Genomic DNA, 17,449 nt, shown 5'->3' on the forward strand with positions numbered 1-17,449 from the left:
ATGTATAAAAGATATCTTTCTTTAGATGTGGGAGATGTGAGAATAGGGGTGGCAAAGTCAGACTTGATGGGAATGGTTGCCACTCCCCTAGAAGTGATAGATAGAAGAAAAACTAAAGCTGTGAAGAGAATTGCTGAATTGTGTAGACAAGAAAACAGTAAATCAATAGTTATAGGAATACCTAAAAGTTTAGATGGAACTGAAAAACGTCAGGCAGAAAAAGTAAGAGAGTTTATGGATAAATTAAATAAATCTATTGAAGGATTAGAGTTTTTTGAGATAGATGAAAGACTTTCCACTGTTTCAGCAGATAGAATGTTAAATGAAACAAATTTAAGGGGAGCTAAAGAAAAAAGAAAAGTGGTTGATAAGATAGCAGCGGCTATTATATTACAGACATTTTTAGACATGAAAAAATAACTGAGTGGAGGATAGCATGAATTTTAAGGGAATGACAAAACTGTTTTTTGTACTAGTTATCCTAGTATGTTCTTGGTGGTTAGCAATAGTAAAACCAACGAAGCTAGGACTGGACTTAAAAGGTGGAGTTTATGTGGTTTTACAGGCCAAGCCAGAAGAGGGTATGGAATTAGATGATGAAGCAATGAATAGATTAATAGAAGTTTTAGATAGAAGAATAAATGGTCTTGGAGTAGCGGAGTCAGTTGTGCAAAGAGCGGGGATAGATAGAGTTATCATAGAATTACCGGGGATTACTAATTCAGATGACGCGGTAAAGATGATAGGAAAAACAGCTTTATTGGAATTTAAAATAATGAATGGAGATGGGTCTTTGGGTGAAACATTGTTGACAGGTGGAGCACTAAAAAAGGCAGAAGTTTCATACGATAATTTAGGAAGACCTCAAATTCAATTTGAGATGAATATAGAGGGAGCAAAAGAGTTTGCTAGAATAACAAGAGAAAATATTGGAAAAAGATTAGCTATAACACTTGATGGAGAAGTTCAAACTGCACCTTCAATAAATAGTGAAATTCCAAGTGGAAATGGAGTTATAACTGGAAGTTACACTCCAGATGAAGCTAAAAAAACAGCAACACTTTTAAACGCAGGAGCACTACCAGTAAAAGCAGAAATAATTGAAACAAGAATTGTTGGCGCATCCTTAGGAGACGAATCAATAGCTCAAAGTAAAGTAGCTGGTATGGTAGCGGTTGGATTAATTGCAATATTTATGTTATTTATGTATAGGTTACCTGGGTTCGTAGCAGATTTAGCTCTACTAAGCTTTGGTCTTGTGATGTTCGCAATGTTAAATTTTATTGATGCAACATTAACACTGCCGGGAATAGCGGGTATGATATTATCAGCTGGTATGGCAGTTGATGCCAATGTCATAATTTTTGAGAGAATAAAAGATGAGTTAAAGTTAGGAAATACAATCAATGGTGCTATAAAACTTGGATTTAGTAAGGGAATAGCTTCGATTATAGACTCAAATGTAACAACATTATTAACAGCTTTAGTGCTATTTATGTTTGGAACAGGAACTGTAAAAGGATTTGCAGTAACTTTAACAATTGGAACTGTGGCATCAATGCTTACAGCGGTTTTCATAACAAAGGTTCTGTTAACAACAACAGTGGATTTATTTAAAATAAAAAGAACAGAGTTCTTCGGTGTGAAAAGGGGGTAAGTAAATGTATATTGAGGTAATTAAGCACAGTAAAAAATGGATAACATTATCAGCAATATCTTTTATAATATTCCTAGGAATGTTTTTAATAAAGGGATTGAATTATGGAATAGACTTTACAGGTGGAAGTTTAATTCAGCTAAATTATGCCAACACTATAACGTTATCAGATATAAATAAGGAGTTAGATGAAGTGGCGGTTGAAATTCCACAACTTTCATCAACTGCAAGAAAAGTTCAAGTTTCTCAGAGTGATAATAATGTTATTATTAGAACCGCTGAGATGAGTGATAAAGATACAGAAAAATTACTAACAGATCTTCAAGTGTTAGGGGAATATAAGCTAGAGAGAGCTGAAAAGGTTGGAGCAACAATAGGTGAGGAGTTAAAAACATCAGCTGTATATGCTCTTACAATAGGTGGAATACTAATAGTTTTATATATAACAATGAGATATGAGTTTAAATTCGCGATAGCGGGAATTTTAACATTATTACATGATGTGACAGCAGCTTTAGGAGTTATTGCACTATTAGGATACGAAGTTGATACGCCATTTATAGCAGCAATATTAACAATTTTAGGATATTCTATCAACGATACTATCATAATATATGATAGAATTAGAGAGAGCTTAAGAAAAAAATCAGATTTGACATTTGGAGAAGTATTAAATAGAAGCTTGAATCAAGTTTTAGTAAGATCAATTAATACTTCAATTACGACATTGTTAGCATTAGTTGCAATTTTGGTATTTGGTGGAGCTAGTTTAAGAACATTTACAACGACGCTTTTAGTGGGAATTGGAGTAGGAACTTATTCATCAATATATATTTCAACACCTTTAGTATATCTTTTTGAAAAGAAAAGAGACGATAAGTATGAACCTAAAAAAGATGATGATGATGACAATTCACACCCCGAAGAAAAAATTGTAGTATAAAACAAAAAAGCCACCTTTCATAGGTGGCTTAATCTACTTAATAATAGTTGGAGGAAAAAATGAGAACGTGGGCAGAGATAGATCTAGATAATTTAGAGTATAATATAAAAAAAATAAAAGAACTATCTCATGACAGAGACATAATGGCCATTATAAAAGCAGATGCCTATGGAATGGGAGCAGTCACAATAGCAAAAGAACTTTCAAAGATGGGGGTAAAAATTTTTGGAGTTTCATCTCTAGAAGAGGGGATAGAACTAAGAAATAACGGCATTGATGATGAAATTTTAATCTTGGCAGGAATTTTTAATGATGAGTTAAAAGAGGCAGAGAGAAAAAATTTACAAGTTACTTTGACTGATCTTTCTCAGATAGAATATATTAGTGAAAAAGAACTTTCATTGAAAGTACATATAAAAGTTGACACAGGAATGGGAAGAGTTGGATTTACGGTGGAGGAAGGAAAAACTGCTATCGATATATGTAGAGAAAAAAATATTGAAGTAGTAGGAGTATATTCACATTTATCGGTATCAGATGAATCGGATGAAGAGTCAATAAACTATACGAAAAAACAGATAGAGAAATTTAAAGATTTTGAAAAATTAGAAGAGATAAAATATATCCATATTCTTAATAGTGGAGGAATATTGAAGTTTTCTGAAACTCCTCAAAGCAATTTGGTTAGAGCTGGAATAATTATGTATGGTGTTTATGGAGAGGGAGTTATAGAAGATTTAAAAAGAGTTTTTACATTAAAAAGTAGAATACTTTTCTTGAAAGAACTAAAAGAGGATATAGATATATCTTATGGAAGGCTAGGCAAAGGATATAGAAACGACTTAATTGCAACAGTGACAGTAGGGTATGCTGACGGTTTTAGGAGAGAATTTTCGAATAAGGGAACAATTGAAGTTCATGGTATTGCTTGTAAAATAGTCGGAAAAGTATGTATGGATATGCTTATGATAAAAATACCGGATGAACTAAAAAATAGGGTCAAAGTGGGAGATGAAGTAACTGTGATGGGAGAGGATATTTTTGAAAAGTCAGTAATGATAGGTTCTTCCATCTATGAGCTATTTACAGGATTGAGTAGGAGAGTTAGTCGAGTCTATTTGAAACATGGGAAACCATACTCAGTAAATAGCTTGATAGGAAAATTATAAAGGAGAAACTGATGGCAAAAGTAATATTAGAAGCAGGAAAAGAGAAAAAAATTAGAAATTTTTATCCGAATGTATTTAAGGATGAAATACAAGAAGTTTTAGGAAAAACTTCAAATGGAGATATAGTAGAAGTTTGTACAACGGATGGAGAAGTAGTGGCGAAAGGTTATGTGACGGAATCTACAAATGCATTCGTAAGAGTTTTAACAACAAGGGATGTAGCGGTTGATAAAACGTTGATTTTAGAAAAAATAAAAAGAGCTTATGAAAAGAGAAAGCATCTTTTGACAGAAACAAATTGTATTCGAGTTTTTTATTCTGAAGCGGATGGAATACCGGGGTTAATAATTGATAAATTTGATAAATATGTATCAGTACAATTTAGAAATTCAGGATTAGAAGTGGCATTTAGACAAGATATAATAAATGCGATAAAAAAAGTTATGAAACCAAAAGGGATATATGAAAGAAGTGATGTTGAAAATAGAACTCACGAGGGTGTGGAACAGCAAACTGGAATAATATATGGAGAGATTCCTGAAAGAATAGTAATGGAAGACAATGGATTAAAGTATTATGTTGATATCGTAGATGGACAAAAAACAGGGTTTTTCTTAGATCAAAGAGATTCTAGAAAGTTTATAAGACCATTTTTAAATGAAAACACAAGATTTTTAGATGTGTTTTCAAGTAGTGGTGGATTTTCGGTTGCGGCATTAAAAGAGGGATGTAAAAAAGTTGTGGCAATTGATAAGGAGCCACACGCTCTGGAGTTATGCAAAGAAAACTATGAATTAAACGGATTTACAAATGATTTTGAAACAGCGGAAGGAGACGCCTTTTTAATGCTAAAAATTTTGGCCAATAGAGGGGAAAAATTTGATGTAATAACTTTAGATCCACCTTCATTAATAAAGAAAAAGATAGATGTTCCAAGAGGAAGAGATATGTTTTTTACTCTGTGTGATGAGAGTTTTAAATTGATTGAAGAGGGTGGAATAGTTGGAATAATAACGTGTGCTTATCATATGTCTCTTCAAGATTTGATAGAGGTGACGAGAATGGCTGCTTCAAAAAATGGAAAGTTGCTACAAGTCATAGGTGTAAATTATCAACCAGAAGATCATCCATGGATTTTACATATTCCAGAAACACTATATCTAAAAGCTTTATGGGTTAGAGTAGTAAATAATTAATTTAAAGGGGGAATAATTATGTACTTAGATATTTTAATAATAGTGATACTAATATTTGCAGTAATCGAAGGATTGAAAGATGGATTTTTACTACAATTTTTCTCAATCTTTGGAATTTTTATAGACTTTATTATAGCTCAAAAATTTACTCCAATCGTAATAGAAAAGTTGGCTATGAGTAACAATGAAAGTAACTATTTATTGACATATATAGGTGTTTTTATAGTATCATATTTTGTCATAGCTATTCTAATGTTTTTTATAGGGATTATTCTAAAAAATCAAAATAAAGGGTTTTTATCCAGAGGTCTAGGTGGAGTATTTGGATTAGCAAAAGGACTTGTAGTTTCATTGATAGTTCTGTTTATCTTTAATTATGCTGCACAAAAATATACAGTTTTGAAAAAGTATGGAGCAGATAGTAAAACAAATGGAGTATTTTTGGAAAAATCTCATTATATTGAGGAGTATTTACCAAAAGAATTAAAATCAGAGTTGAATTATATAAAGGGAAAAGAGCTAGTTGAAAAGTATTTTAATAAAATGTTTTAGGAGAAGACAATGAAAATAATTGAAAAATATATATTGGAAGATGTAAAGATGCCAATAATATTTGGAGTGTCACTATTTACTTTTATTTTTTTAATAGAGATTATAGTATCTTTAATGGAAAACATAATTGTGAAGGGAATTTCATTAATTGATGTATTAAGAATATTGTCATTTTATCTACCTCCAATTTTAGCACAAACAATACCAATGGGTGTATTTCTAGGAGTTATGATAACTTTTTCTAAACTTACAAGAACGAGCGAAACTACTGCAATGAGCTCGATAGGGATGTCTTTAGATGATATATTGAAGCCAATAATAATATTGGCTTCAATAATTACTATTTTTATATTTTTTTTACAAGAGAGCATTATTCCTAGATCTTTTAGTAAGTTAGAAGAGATAACTATGAAGATAGCGTATGAGAACCCAGTGTTTCAGTTAAAAGAAAAAATATTGATCGATGAGGTTGATGACTATAGTTTATACATTGAAAAAATTGATAGAAAAACTAATGAAGCTGAAAATGTATTAATATTTCAAAAAGAAGATAAAGCCTCATTTCCTACTATTTTGTTAGGGGATAGAGCCTATTGGAAAAATGTAAATATGGTGTTAGAGGATTCTACATTCTATACTTTTAATCCAGATGGAACAATAAAATTAGAAGGGGAGTTTAAACAGAAAAAAATACCTCTAAGCTCATATTTTCAAGAGGTTAATATAGAGGTAAAAGATATAGAAGCTATGAGTATAACGACTCTTTTAAAAAAATTAAAAGATAAAACATATTTGGAAAAAATTCCATATTTAGTAGAAATAAATAGAAAAGTAGCGATTCCATTGTCAACTGTTGTGCTAGCTATATTGGGAGTTCTTTTATCAATAGGACACCATAGAAGTGGAAAAGGAGCTAGTTTTGGAGTAAGTTTAGGGGTTATATTTATCTATATTATGTTTTTGAATATAGGGATTGTAATGGCAAATAGAGGTGTGGTATCACCATATATAGGAGTTTGGCTACCTAATTTGTTGTTGATTGGTGGAACAGCTTTACTATATAAAAGAAAAGCGGGTGGTGCTAGATGAAGAGGTTAGATATCTATATAAGTAAAAATTTTATAAAGTCATTTCTATTGAGTTTAATAGCATTTATAAATATTTTTATATTGAGTCAACTATTTAAAATAATAAGATACATAACGACAGGAAGAATGAGTGTTCCAGAATCGGCGACGTATATATTTTATCTATTGCCAAAAATTTTTATAGAAGTTACACCTTTAGCAATACTTTTGGGTTCGCTGATGTGCATCAATAAAATGGCATCCAATTTAGAGATTATATCTTTAAAAACTTCTGGAATAAGTTTTAGAAGAATAGTGAGGTATCCAATAATAATATCATTTTTAATATCTCTAATAGTCTTTCAAGTGATGAACCGTGTTCATCCAGTGGCTTTAGCTAAAAGTAGAGCTTTAAGGGCTGGAAGGAAAATAGCGGAAAGAGTATTACCCACAGTGAAAAATAACGCATTTTTAAGAACTGAAGACAATACTGTTTACTATATAAAGCAAGTGGATAGAATTGGTAACAAGGGTAAGCTCTTAGAAATAGTGAAATTAAATAAAGAGTTTGATAAAATAGAGGAGATAGTAACTGCTAAAAGTGGTGAATTTGATATAAATAAAAACCAATGGATACTTAAAGATGCCGTGGTGAACAATTTTACTAATAAAACTCAAAAGAGATACAAAGTTTATTCAGATGAAACTTTTGATAAAGGACCATCAAATTTTATAACAATTCAAGGTGATCCAGATGAACTAACAAATGCTGAAATAGCAAAATCAATTAGGGATATTAGAGTAACAGGTGGAGATATAAAAGAGTCCTTATCTGTTTTAGGAAAAAGATACTCGTTTCCCTTTGCAAGTTTTATTGTATCATTTTTAGGATTATCTTTAGGAAGTAGATACGTTAGAGGAGCTTCAGCTATAAGTATCGCTTTAAGTGTGGGATTAGGTTATTCATACTATATAGTACAAGCTTCATTTGAAGCTTTAAGTATAAATGGATTATTGAATCCATTTTTAAGTGGTTGGATTCCAAATGTAATATTTTTATGTTTAGGAATTTACTTTATGAGAAAAGCAGAATATTGAGGAGGAAAATGAGCATAACAACTAGGAGATTAGATAATGGCATAACGTTATTAATGGAAGATATCAAAAGTATAAATACAGCTAGTTTAGGTTTTTTTGTTAGAGCTGGAGTAAAAAATGAGTTACCTGGAGAAGAGGGGATATCACATTTTATAGAGCACTTATTATTTAAAGGAACAACTAATCGTTCAGCAAAAGAGATATCTGAAGAGATTGATGATCAAGGTGGAATGATAAACGCATATACAAGTGTTGAAAAAACAGCATACTATATTCAAATGACTTCAAATACTCTGGAGATTGGAATTGATATTTTAAATGATATGTTTCTAAACTCTACCTTTACAGATGAAAATATTGAAAAAGAAAGAAATGTAATAATAGAAGAGATAAGAATGTATGAAGATATTCCAGAAGAGGTTGTGCATGAAGAAAATCTTGGATTTGCTATAACTGGTGTACAAAGCCAAAAAGTAGCTGGAACAGTAGAAAGTTTAAAAGGGATAGATAGAGAAAAAATATTAAGGTATTTTTATGATATGTATAAACCAGAAAATATAGTTGTTGCAGTAGCAGGAAATATAGAAGAGGATAAGATATTTAAACAACTAAATGAGGGAATTGGACAATTGAAGGATAGAAGTACAAAAAGAATCTACAATGGTGAGATGATTATAAACTCTGGAGAGAAAATAATAGTTCAAGAAACAAATCAAGTTCATTTGTGTGTTAATACTTTAGGAACTTCTAGCACCGATAGAGATCGGGTGGAAACATCAGTGATATCAAATATTTTGGGTGGAAATATGAGCTCTAGGCTTTTCCAAAAAATTAGGGAAGAAAGAGGGTTAGCTTATTCAGTTTATTCGTACACTTCCAATTTTGATGAAGGGGGTCTGTTTACTGTATATGCGGGAACTACTCATGAAGACTACAAGGAAGTGATAGCTTTGATAGAGGAGGAACTAAGAGAGTTAAAGGAGAATGGAATTACTGAAAAGGAGCTTCAAAGAGCAAAAAATCAATTTTTGAGCATGGTGACCTTTGGACTGGAAAGTAGTAAGGGAAAAATGACAAGAATGGCAGGTTCATATTTAGTTTATGGCTATGTAAGAGATATTGAAACTGTAATAAAAGAGATTGAAGCTGTAAATTTACACGATATAAAAAGAGTTGCAAATAAAATATTTGATGAAAAATATATATCTAAAACAATTTTAGGAAATATATAAAGGGGAAAAAATGGAAAAAGTTATTGTTAAACTAGTACTGGAAGATGGAATAGAATTACCTAGATATATGACGGCGGGTGCGGCTGGAATGGATGTTAAAGCAAATATTACTGGACCAGTTACATTAAAAAGCTTAGAAAGAAAGTTAATTCCAACTGGAATAAAAATGGAGATACCTTACGGATATGAAGTGCAAGTTAGACCAAGAAGCGGATTAGCTTTAAAGCATGGGATAACTTTAGTGAATACACCTGGGACTATCGATTCGGATTATAGAGGTGAAGTTGGGATTATATTGATAAACTTAAGTAGTGAAGAATTTGTTATAAATCCAGGAGAGAGAATAGGACAATTGGTTCTTCAAAAAGTTTATAAGATGGAGTTTGAAGAGGTGGAAGAGTTGTCAGCAACTGTAAGAGCAGAGGGTGGATTTGGTCATACAGGGAAATAGGAGAAGTTAATGGGAAAAAATCATGATTTAGTAGTTACTACAAAAAAAATAAAAAAAATGAAAAATATGATTTTATATATTGCGCTATGTATAATTTTAATAAGTTTATTAACTGTGTATAGTGCAACAATCCATAAGGGGACATCATTTTTTTACAAGGAAATTGTTTGGATAGGGCTAGGTGTCTTGACATATGTTATATTTTCATTTATAGACTATAGAGTATATGGAAAGTATTATAAAATTATATATCTTTTGAATATTACATTGCTACTGTTGGTATTTGTTATAGGTGATAAAAGATTGGGAGCTCAGAGATGGATTGATTTAGGGTTTATAACGATTCAACCTTCTGAATTTTCAAAATTATTTATCGTTTTAACTCTTTCAGAAGTTTTAGCTACAAAATACAATAATAAATTTTTAGGATTTAAGAGTATTTTTGCAACTAGTCTGCATGTTTTACCTATATTTTTATTAATAGCAGCTCAGCCAGACCTAGGAACAGCATTGGTTATAGTATTTTTATATTTAATTCTAATTTTTATAAATGGAATAGATTGGAAAACTCTAATAATTCTAGCACTTATAGGAATTTCGACAGCTCCAATTGGGTATTTCTTTTTATTAAAAGATTATCAAAGAGAGAGAGTGATGACTTTTTTAAATCCAGAAGCCGATCTACTAGGGAGTGGATGGAATGTTACACAATCAATGATTGCAGTTGGATCAGGTGGAATCTTTGGAAAGGGATTTTTGCAAGGAACTCAGAGTAAGCTGAGATTTTTACCAGAATCGCATACAGATTTTATAGCAGCTGTATTTTTGGAGGAAAGAGGTTTAGTTGGAGGATGTGTTTTATTGATGCTCTATATTTTGCTTCTGTGGGGAATATTGAGAATCGGAGATAAAACGGAAGGATATGGAAAACTTATATGCTATGGAATATCAGCTATCTTCTTTTTTCATATAGTCATAAATATAGGAATGGTCATAGGAATAATGCCAGTCACAGGACTACCACTTCTTCTTATGAGCTATGGTGGAACATCATTTTTGTTTGCTTTTGCAATGTTAGGAATAGTTCAAAGTATAAATATATATAGGGAGTAGAGAATGGAATATGTTATAGACTCTAGTTTTCATGAGGTCAGATTGGATAGATTTTTGAGAAAGAAATATGAAAATACACCATTGACAGAGATTTTTAAAGGAATAAGAACTGGAAAAATAAAAGTTAATGGAAAAAAATCTAAGGAAAACTATAGATTAAAAGAGGGGGACATTGTAAAAGTTTTAATAGCTGGTGGAGAAACAGTTATGAAGAGTTTTATGAAGATTTCACCTCAAGATATGAGCATCCTAAAGAATGGAATTGTTTATGAAGATGAGAAAGTTGTGATTTTTAATAAAGAGGCCAATATGGTTATGCATAAGGGAAGTGGACATGAATATGGGCTCTCTGAGCTTTTTAAAAGTTACTATGGGACAGATGAATTTAACTTTGTGAATAGAATAGATAAAGCCACATCTGGATTGGTTATAGGAGCTAAAAGTTTGGCAGTGACCAGAGAGTTAGCTGAAGAGGTCAGAGAGGGAAAAACAGATAAAAAGTATTATATACTAGTTGATGGAACTGTCGATAAGAAAGAGTTTACTTTAAAAACATATCTAAAAAAAGATGAGACAAAAGTTGTCGAATTATCTTCATATGAGGATGGAGCAAAGGAAAGTATATCCTATTTTAAGGTTTTAAAAGTGGGAAGAAAAAGAAGCATTTTGGAGGGAAGGCTTGAAACAGGGAGAACACATCAACTAAGAGTACAATTGTCAAGTTTGGGGTATCCAATAGTTGGAGATGGGAAGTATGGAAAAGGCGGAAAAGACATGTTTCTATTTTCATATTATTGTGAAATACCAAAATATAAGATAAAGGTAGAGTTACCTTTACCTGAAAAATTTTTAAAAAATTTAGATTAGAAAACCGGTCTTTTAAAACCGGTTTTTTTAATACTACTATTTATTTAAAAAGGAATTTGCAATTAAAATAACTTTGATTGATTCATCAGGATTTTCGGCTATCGAAACCCCAAATAAAACATCATCAATATCAGCACGACACTCTTTTTTTATCGTCTCGACAATAATACTAGATTCCATTAGATTTAGATTTTGAGGACCAATAATATTTACTAAAAATTTGGTTGCACCCAGAATCGTTCTTTCAAAAAGAGAGGAGTCAACAGCAGCAAGAGCGGCTTTTTCAGCTCTTTTCTCTCCATCACCTTCTCCAAATCCTAAGATGGCTTCTCCTGAGTCCAATAGAAGAGATTTTATATCGGCAAAGTCCAAATTTATGAGACCTTTAGCTAACATAAGATCAGTCATTCCTTTAACAGCAGTAAATAGAACAAAGTTACTTTTTTTAAAGGCTTCTTGAACAGTTATATTAGGGGCAGAGTTATCTAGAAGTTTGTCGTTAGGAATAACGATAAGAGAATCGACAAAAGGTTTGAGATTTTCAATACCAGCTTCAGCGATTTTCATTCTTCTTTTGCCTTCAAAAGAGAAAGGTTTAGTAACAATTGCAACAGTTAAAATATTCATATCTTTAGCTAATTTTGCGATTAAAGCTGTGGCAGCACTACCTGTACCTCCACCCATAGTGGAAGTCAAGAATAAAAAATCAGTGCCTCTCAAGACATTTTTAATAAAAGCTAAACTTTCTTTTGTAGCTTTCTCTCCTAGTTCAATATTCCCACCACATCCGAGTCCTTTTGTAGTAGATGGTCCTAATTGAATTTTATGAGGAGTTTTAGAGTTGTTTAAATCCTGTAGATCAGTATTGAGTGCAAAAAAAGTAACATTATCAATGTTAGAAGAGACGATTTCATCAAGGGCATTTATACCACCGCCACCGATTCCCATAACTTTAATATTAACATTACACTTATCTCCCAAAAAAACTCACCCCCTAAATAAATATAGATAACAGTATACAATATTAGTACTTTAATACTATATGATTTCCTTTGTGTCAATAATAAAAAATTATTTTAAGTGCTCTGTATCAGAAAATTTAATAATTTTGAAACTATTGGAATTATATTCAACAATAGTTGTACTTGTATTTTCAGGAACGGGTTGCCTAGAAAATTCGTCAATGCCTCTTTCATTGATAAGAGTGAAAATTGCTTTTAATGTTACACCGTGGCTAACTACTAAAATATTTCCTTCACTATTTTCTTTGATAAGTTTTTCCAATCCAAGTTTAACCCTATCTAGTATTTCGTTGTAACTTTCTCCGTGATAAGCGTTAGGATTATACTCTATGGCATTATTCCAAAAGTTATGGTACTCAATTGGATAGTTTTTTTCAAACTCCTCTCTTGGAATACCTTCAACTTTTCCCATATTTATCTCTTGAAATTCATCAATAGTATTTATTTTTAAATTCCTATCCCCAAGTAAAAGTTTAGCTGTTTGTAGAGCTCTTTCTTGTGGAGATGAATAGATTTTTTCAAATTTAATATCTTTTAAATAATAAGAAAGTTTTTTAGCTTGTTCAATCCCTAGCTCGGTCAATGGGGAGTTAGATCTTCCTTGAAAAATTTTTAGTGTGTTCCAAACAGTTTCACCATGTCTTACAAAATAAATACGTAGCATAATTTTCTCCTTTTTAAATATAAAAACTCTTTTTTTTAATATGATATTCTTGTATAATCTTATTATACATTGATTTTTGGAGGTTGTAAAATGAAGTTTTTAGGAGTGATTCCAGCAAGATATGAGTCAACAAGATTACCGAGAAAACCATTGAAGGATATTTGTGGACATTCAATGATAGAATGGGTTTATAAAAGAGCAATGAAATCTAATTTGGATGAAGTGGTTGTTGCGACAGATTCACAAGAGGTTTTTGACACAGTTAAGTCTTTTGGTGGAGAGGTTGTATTGACAGATGTAAATCATTTGAATGGAACTAGTAGAATAGCAGAAGTTTGTGAAAAAATAACCGATTATGATGTAATTATAAATATTCAGGGAGATGAGCCTTTAATAGAACCAGATATGATAAATTCTTTAATCAGTGTATTTAAGAAAGAAGAGGGGTTAAAGATGGCTACATTGAAGCATAAACTTTTAAAAAAAGAAGATATTGAAAATCCAAACTATGTAAAGGTTGTTACAGATAAAAAAGATTATGCAATATATTTTTCAAGAAGTGTAATTCCATATCCGAGAAATGAAAATTTAGATATCTATTTTAAGCACGTTGGAATTTATGGTTATAAGAGAGAATTTGTTTTGGAGTACGCCAAATTAAAAAGCACACCACTAGAGAACTCAGAATCATTAGAGCAACTTAGAGTTTTAGAAAATGGCTATAAAATAAAAGTTTTGGAGACTCCCTTTGAAATAATAGGAGTAGATACACAGGAGGAGCTTGAAAAAGTTAGAAAATATATACTTGAAAAAGGAATAAAGTTATAATGAAAAAATACAATATAAGATATATAGTAGTTATAGGTATTTGTTTATTGGCTATTATAGGATGTAGTGGAAGCCCCAAAAAAGATTATTCCTATAAAAAAGTAGGGAGCTCTTCATCCAAAATAAAGGGAGATAGGATAGATTTATATGGAAGTTATCCAAAGGATAAGATAGTAGTAGCGAAACCGATACCTTATTTAAGATATATAAATGATATGGAATCACCCAAGATACCGATTAAATACCGTACAGAAAAAGAGTTTTTAGATTTTTATAAAAATATTAGAGCTAAGGGACATGGAGACGCTTCAAACTATTGGAGATGGAAGGTTAACTTGAGTAAAAAAGAGATAGGAAATATATTAAATAAAAATTTAGTAGAGTTAAGTTTAAGAAGACCAAAAGAGGTATTGACCTATCAAAATGGGGAGTGGATTTCTAAGAAAGTTCCATTAAATCCAGTGGGTGAAGTTATTATTTTGAAAGTTCTTGAAAGAGGAGAATCAGGAATAGTAACAAAATTGCTAGTGAAAGGAACTAGAGGTGAATATCTCGTTGCTAAAGAGGGAAATATAAGAAATTTGTTAAGTTTAAGTAAGAGTAGCGTTGGGAAGATAGTGAATGTCTATGGGGCTAAAGGTGGAAGTAATAGCTATAATGAAAATCCGATATCTAAAAATCCGAGTATGCTACCGTCTGCATTTATAGCGATAGAAAAGTTGGGGAATGGTAGTTTTAACATTTATGGAGGTGGATTTGGACATGGTTCTGGTGTTCCACAATGGTCAGCTATGGATTTAACTAAAAATAAAGGGTATTCCTATAAACAGGTACTACAAAGATATTACGCTGATACGAAGTTAAAAAATATGAGATCAATAGATGGGATAGGAGATAAAATAAGGGTTGGTATAATGAATAGTGGCTTTTCGAGCCTCAATCATACAAAAATTTCAATGCTTTCTTTAGGAAACATAAAAATAAAAAGTAAAGATGGGAATGTAAATATAAATCCGAGAACTTCGGTTGATTTTGTGGTGAAAGATGGATATGTACAAGTGATTGTTCAAAATAAATTAAGATTGAAGACAAGAAATTTTATAAATATTACATCTAATAAAATGATTTCTGTAACAAATATAAAAAGGAATGTTAAAAATTACAAATATCCAACCTACAGAGGTGAATTTGAAATAAGGTTAGCTCAAGGTGGGAAAAGTTTAAATTTAATTAATGAGATAAATATGGAGGACTATTTATTACAAGTAGTACCAAGTGAAATGCCACAAAGCTTTGGTTTGGAAGCACTTAAAGTTCAAGCTGTTGCAGCAAGAACTTATGCAGTAAAAGATATTTTAAGAAATAGATATGCAAAACAGGGGTTTCACATAGTAGATAGTACTCAAAGCCAAGTTTATAATAATTTAGATGAAAATGAATTATCAACTCAAGGAGTAAAGTTAACTAAAGGTTTAATATTAGTACACGAAGAAAAGCCTATTGATGCTAAATACTATTCTACTTCGTCCGGATTCAATTCAAATGCTCACAATGTGTGGTAAAATGAAAAAAAATATTGACTAAATAGTCATTATAGATTAAAATATTTAATGACTGTTTAGTCATTAAATATTTTAACATTTTTTATGGGGGTAGTATGGTAAAGGAGGGAAAAAAGGAACAGATTTTAGAAGCAGCAAAAGATGTTTTGTTAAAAAAAGGAATATTTAAAACAAGAGTTGAAGATATAACTAGTTATTTAGGAATTGCGAAAGGAAGTTTTTATACATATTTTAAATCAAAAGACCAACTTTTAGAAGAAATTATTGATCGAGTATATGAAATTCGAGAAAAAGAGCTAGAGGAACTTTTAGAGGGGAACTATGGCTATGAAGAGCAGATAAGAATCTTTATAATAAAAAGATTTGTAATTTCATCGGATAACTTAAAATCACATTTAATATTAATAAATTTAACAAGAAATTTAGAGCATTTGACACCTGTTCTTAGGGAAAAACTTTTACAAATAGAGATTTTGAATAGAAAGTTTTTAAAGGAGATAATAAAAAATATCCAAAACATAAGCTATTCAGAAGAGGAGATAGACACGATTATAATATTTATCATGGGTGGAATAAAATCATATAGATTGGAAAGACTATTTTATAAAAACACAGATGATTATTTTATAAGTGATATAGATGAATTTAGAGAAAGATTAAAAAATATAAATTTAAAAAAAGAAGTCGAATTAGTGGTAAGCGGAATTTTAAAATTACTAACAGGAGGAAATTGATGAAAAAGTTATTAGGATTACTGGCATTGCTTTCAACAGCAGCCTTTTCAAGAGAATTGACACTAGAAAGTGCAATTGATCTAGCTTTAGAAAATGGGAAAACTATAAAAACATCAGAGTTATCAAAAGAAAATGCCAGATTAAACGTAAGAAGGGCATTTAAAACAGCTCTACCAACAGTTGCATATACTGGACAATATCAACGAGCGGAACATACAAATAGAAGTATGATAGATATAGTGAACTCAGATGGAACTACTGGAATAGGAGCTAAAAGTGGATATACACAAACAATAGGTATTTATCAACCATTATTTAAAGGTGGAGCTATTACAGGTGGAATTTTAGGCGCTGAAGCTTCAAAAAATATAGCGGATATTAGTCTTTTATCTGAGAAAAGAGATGTGAGATTAGATATCATTACTCTATATTCAAGTATTATAAACTATGAGAAAGATTTAACGGTTTTAGAAGCGTCAAGAAAAGAGTTACAAGCTAGATATGATAAGCAAAATGAGCAATTAAATTTGAGATTACTTACAAAAGCGGACCTTTTAAAAACTGAATATTCAATTTTAGATTTAGAAGCACAAATAACAGGGACAAAAACGAATTTAGAAATAGCTAAAAAAGATTTAAAATTGAAATTAATGATTCCAAATAATGAAGAAATTACTTTAAAGGACTTTCAAGTACCTGAAAATTTGACAGCAGGAATTGATTTTGGAAAAGATTTAGATCAAGCATTGACAAATAGTTTATCTGCTAAATTAGCAATAAATAAAGTAGATTACGCTCAAGCCGAAAAAATTGTGAGCAGATCAAGTTTGTTACCACAAGTTGAAGCTTTTGCAACATATGGAACGGCTAAGGAAAGCCATCATTTTGACAATAGCTTTGACAATGCAGAATGGAGAGGTGGAGTTTCTGTAAAGTGGGATGTTTTCTCATTTGGAAGTGGAATGGATGAGTATAAAGTAGCAAAAAATAAAGAGGATATAGAGAGTATAAATAAAGAATTAACATCAGATAATATAAAGCTATCTGTTACAAAAAATTATAGAGAATTAATTAGGTTACAACAACTGAGAGACTCTAGAAAAAAAGCACTGGAAGCAGCAACAGAGAACTTTAATATCGATACAGAAAGATATAACGCAGGGCTTATCTCAACTGTAGACTATTTATTATCTGAAAGTCAATATAGACAGGCAGCTGTAGATTATAACTCAGCGGTATTAAATTATTATGTAGCATTTGAAAAGTATAGATCATCACTTATTTAATATTTAGG

At 31.0% G+C, this 17,449-nt stretch carries 18 protein-coding genes; 16 read left to right on the forward strand and 2 right to left on the reverse strand.

Annotated elements, in window-relative coordinates; all coding sequences use genetic code 11:
• The 12 genes from ruvX to ACWI69_RS03930 are packed head-to-tail and all read left to right on the forward strand — an operon-like array spanning position 1 to position 11,345.
• Positions 1-420 (forward strand): Holliday junction resolvase RuvX, encoded by a 420-nt coding sequence (gene ruvX / locus ACWI69_RS03875; RefSeq protein WP_448820535.1) that lies wholly within the window; start codon positions 1-3, stop codon positions 418-420.
• A gap of 16 nt (positions 421-436) precedes the next feature.
• Complete coding sequence (gene secD, locus ACWI69_RS03880; protein ID WP_448820536.1) at positions 437-1,657, forward strand: protein translocase subunit SecD; 1,221 nt, start codon at positions 437-439, stop codon at positions 1,655-1,657.
• A gap of 4 nt (positions 1,658-1,661) precedes the next feature.
• Positions 1,662-2,600: a protein translocase subunit SecF gene (gene secF / locus ACWI69_RS03885; RefSeq protein WP_448820537.1), complete on the forward strand. Its 939-nt coding sequence runs from the start codon at positions 1,662-1,664 to the stop codon at positions 2,598-2,600.
• Between the two features lie 59 nt (positions 2,601-2,659).
• Positions 2,660-3,769 (forward strand): alanine racemase, encoded by a 1,110-nt coding sequence (gene alr / locus ACWI69_RS03890; RefSeq protein ID WP_448820538.1) that lies wholly within the window; start codon positions 2,660-2,662, stop codon positions 3,767-3,769.
• An 11-nt stretch (positions 3,770-3,780) separates the two neighbouring features.
• Positions 3,781-4,965, forward strand: a complete 1,185-nt coding sequence (locus ACWI69_RS03895) for a class I SAM-dependent rRNA methyltransferase (RefSeq protein ID WP_448820539.1) — start codon at positions 3,781-3,783, stop codon at positions 4,963-4,965.
• 18 nt (positions 4,966-4,983) lie between these two features.
• The gene (locus tag ACWI69_RS03900; protein ID WP_448820540.1) at positions 4,984-5,517 is read left to right on the forward strand and encodes a CvpA family protein; all 534 of its coding nucleotides are present in this window, start codon (positions 4,984-4,986) and stop codon (positions 5,515-5,517) included.
• Positions 5,518-5,526: 9 nt separating this feature from the next.
• Positions 5,527-6,606: an LptF/LptG family permease gene (locus ACWI69_RS03905; protein ID WP_448820541.1), complete on the forward strand. Its 1,080-nt coding sequence runs from the start codon at positions 5,527-5,529 to the stop codon at positions 6,604-6,606.
• Positions 6,603-7,682: an LptF/LptG family permease gene (locus ACWI69_RS03910; RefSeq protein ID WP_448820542.1), complete on the forward strand. Its 1,080-nt coding sequence runs from the start codon at positions 6,603-6,605 to the stop codon at positions 7,680-7,682. Before ACWI69_RS03905 ends, ACWI69_RS03910 begins: the two co-directional genes overlap by 4 nt.
• An 8-nt stretch (positions 7,683-7,690) precedes the next feature.
• Positions 7,691-8,914: a M16 family metallopeptidase gene (locus ACWI69_RS03915; RefSeq protein ID WP_448820543.1), complete on the forward strand. Its 1,224-nt coding sequence runs from the start codon at positions 7,691-7,693 to the stop codon at positions 8,912-8,914.
• A gap of 10 nt (positions 8,915-8,924) precedes the next feature.
• Positions 8,925-9,365: a dUTP diphosphatase gene (gene dut, locus ACWI69_RS03920; RefSeq protein WP_448820544.1), complete on the forward strand. Its 441-nt coding sequence runs from the start codon at positions 8,925-8,927 to the stop codon at positions 9,363-9,365.
• A 9-nt stretch (positions 9,366-9,374) separates the two neighbouring features.
• On the forward strand, positions 9,375-10,478 hold the full coding sequence (gene rodA / locus ACWI69_RS03925; protein ID WP_448820545.1) for a rod shape-determining protein RodA: 1,104 nt from the start codon (positions 9,375-9,377) through the stop codon (positions 10,476-10,478).
• Positions 10,479-10,481: 3 nt separating this feature from the next.
• Entirely contained in the window at positions 10,482-11,345 is an 864-nt protein-coding gene (locus ACWI69_RS03930) for an RluA family pseudouridine synthase (RefSeq protein WP_448820546.1), read from the forward strand.
• Positions 11,346-11,381: 36 nt separating this feature from the next.
• Here the strand turns inward: ACWI69_RS03930 and ftsZ are convergent, their stop codons facing one another.
• Together ftsZ and ACWI69_RS03940 are read right to left on the reverse strand one after the other, a co-directional pair.
• On the reverse strand, positions 11,382-12,326 hold the full coding sequence (ftsZ, locus tag ACWI69_RS03935) for a cell division protein FtsZ (RefSeq protein ID WP_448820547.1): 945 nt from the start codon (positions 12,324-12,326) through the stop codon (positions 11,382-11,384).
• 90 nt (positions 12,327-12,416) lie between these two features.
• Positions 12,417-13,031, reverse strand: a complete 615-nt coding sequence (locus ACWI69_RS03940) for a histidine phosphatase family protein (RefSeq protein ID WP_448820548.1) — start codon at positions 13,029-13,031, stop codon at positions 12,417-12,419.
• Between the two features lie 90 nt (positions 13,032-13,121).
• Here ACWI69_RS03940 and kdsB point away from each other — a divergent pair, with 90 nt between their 5' ends.
• From kdsB to ACWI69_RS03960, 4 genes are all read left to right on the forward strand, one after another.
• Positions 13,122-13,859 carry a 3-deoxy-manno-octulosonate cytidylyltransferase gene (gene kdsB / locus ACWI69_RS03945; RefSeq protein ID WP_448820549.1) on the forward strand — a complete coding sequence of 246 codons (738 nt, stop codon included), beginning with the start codon at positions 13,122-13,124 and terminating at the stop codon, positions 13,857-13,859.
• On the forward strand, positions 13,859-15,421 hold the full coding sequence (locus tag ACWI69_RS03950; RefSeq protein ID WP_448820550.1) for a SpoIID/LytB domain-containing protein: 1,563 nt from the start codon (positions 13,859-13,861) through the stop codon (positions 15,419-15,421). Before kdsB ends, ACWI69_RS03950 begins: the two co-directional genes overlap by 1 nt.
• A 95-nt stretch (positions 15,422-15,516) precedes the next feature.
• Positions 15,517-16,155, forward strand: coding sequence for a TetR/AcrR family transcriptional regulator (locus ACWI69_RS03955; RefSeq protein ID WP_448820551.1), 639 nt, complete (start codon positions 15,517-15,519; stop codon positions 16,153-16,155).
• The gene (locus tag ACWI69_RS03960; RefSeq protein WP_448820552.1) at positions 16,155-17,441 is read left to right on the forward strand and encodes a TolC family protein; all 1,287 of its coding nucleotides are present in this window, start codon (positions 16,155-16,157) and stop codon (positions 17,439-17,441) included. Before ACWI69_RS03955 ends, ACWI69_RS03960 begins: the two co-directional genes overlap by 1 nt.
• Positions 17,442-17,449: the final 8 nt, after the last annotated feature.

This window comes from Cetobacterium sp., assembly GCF_977044495.1.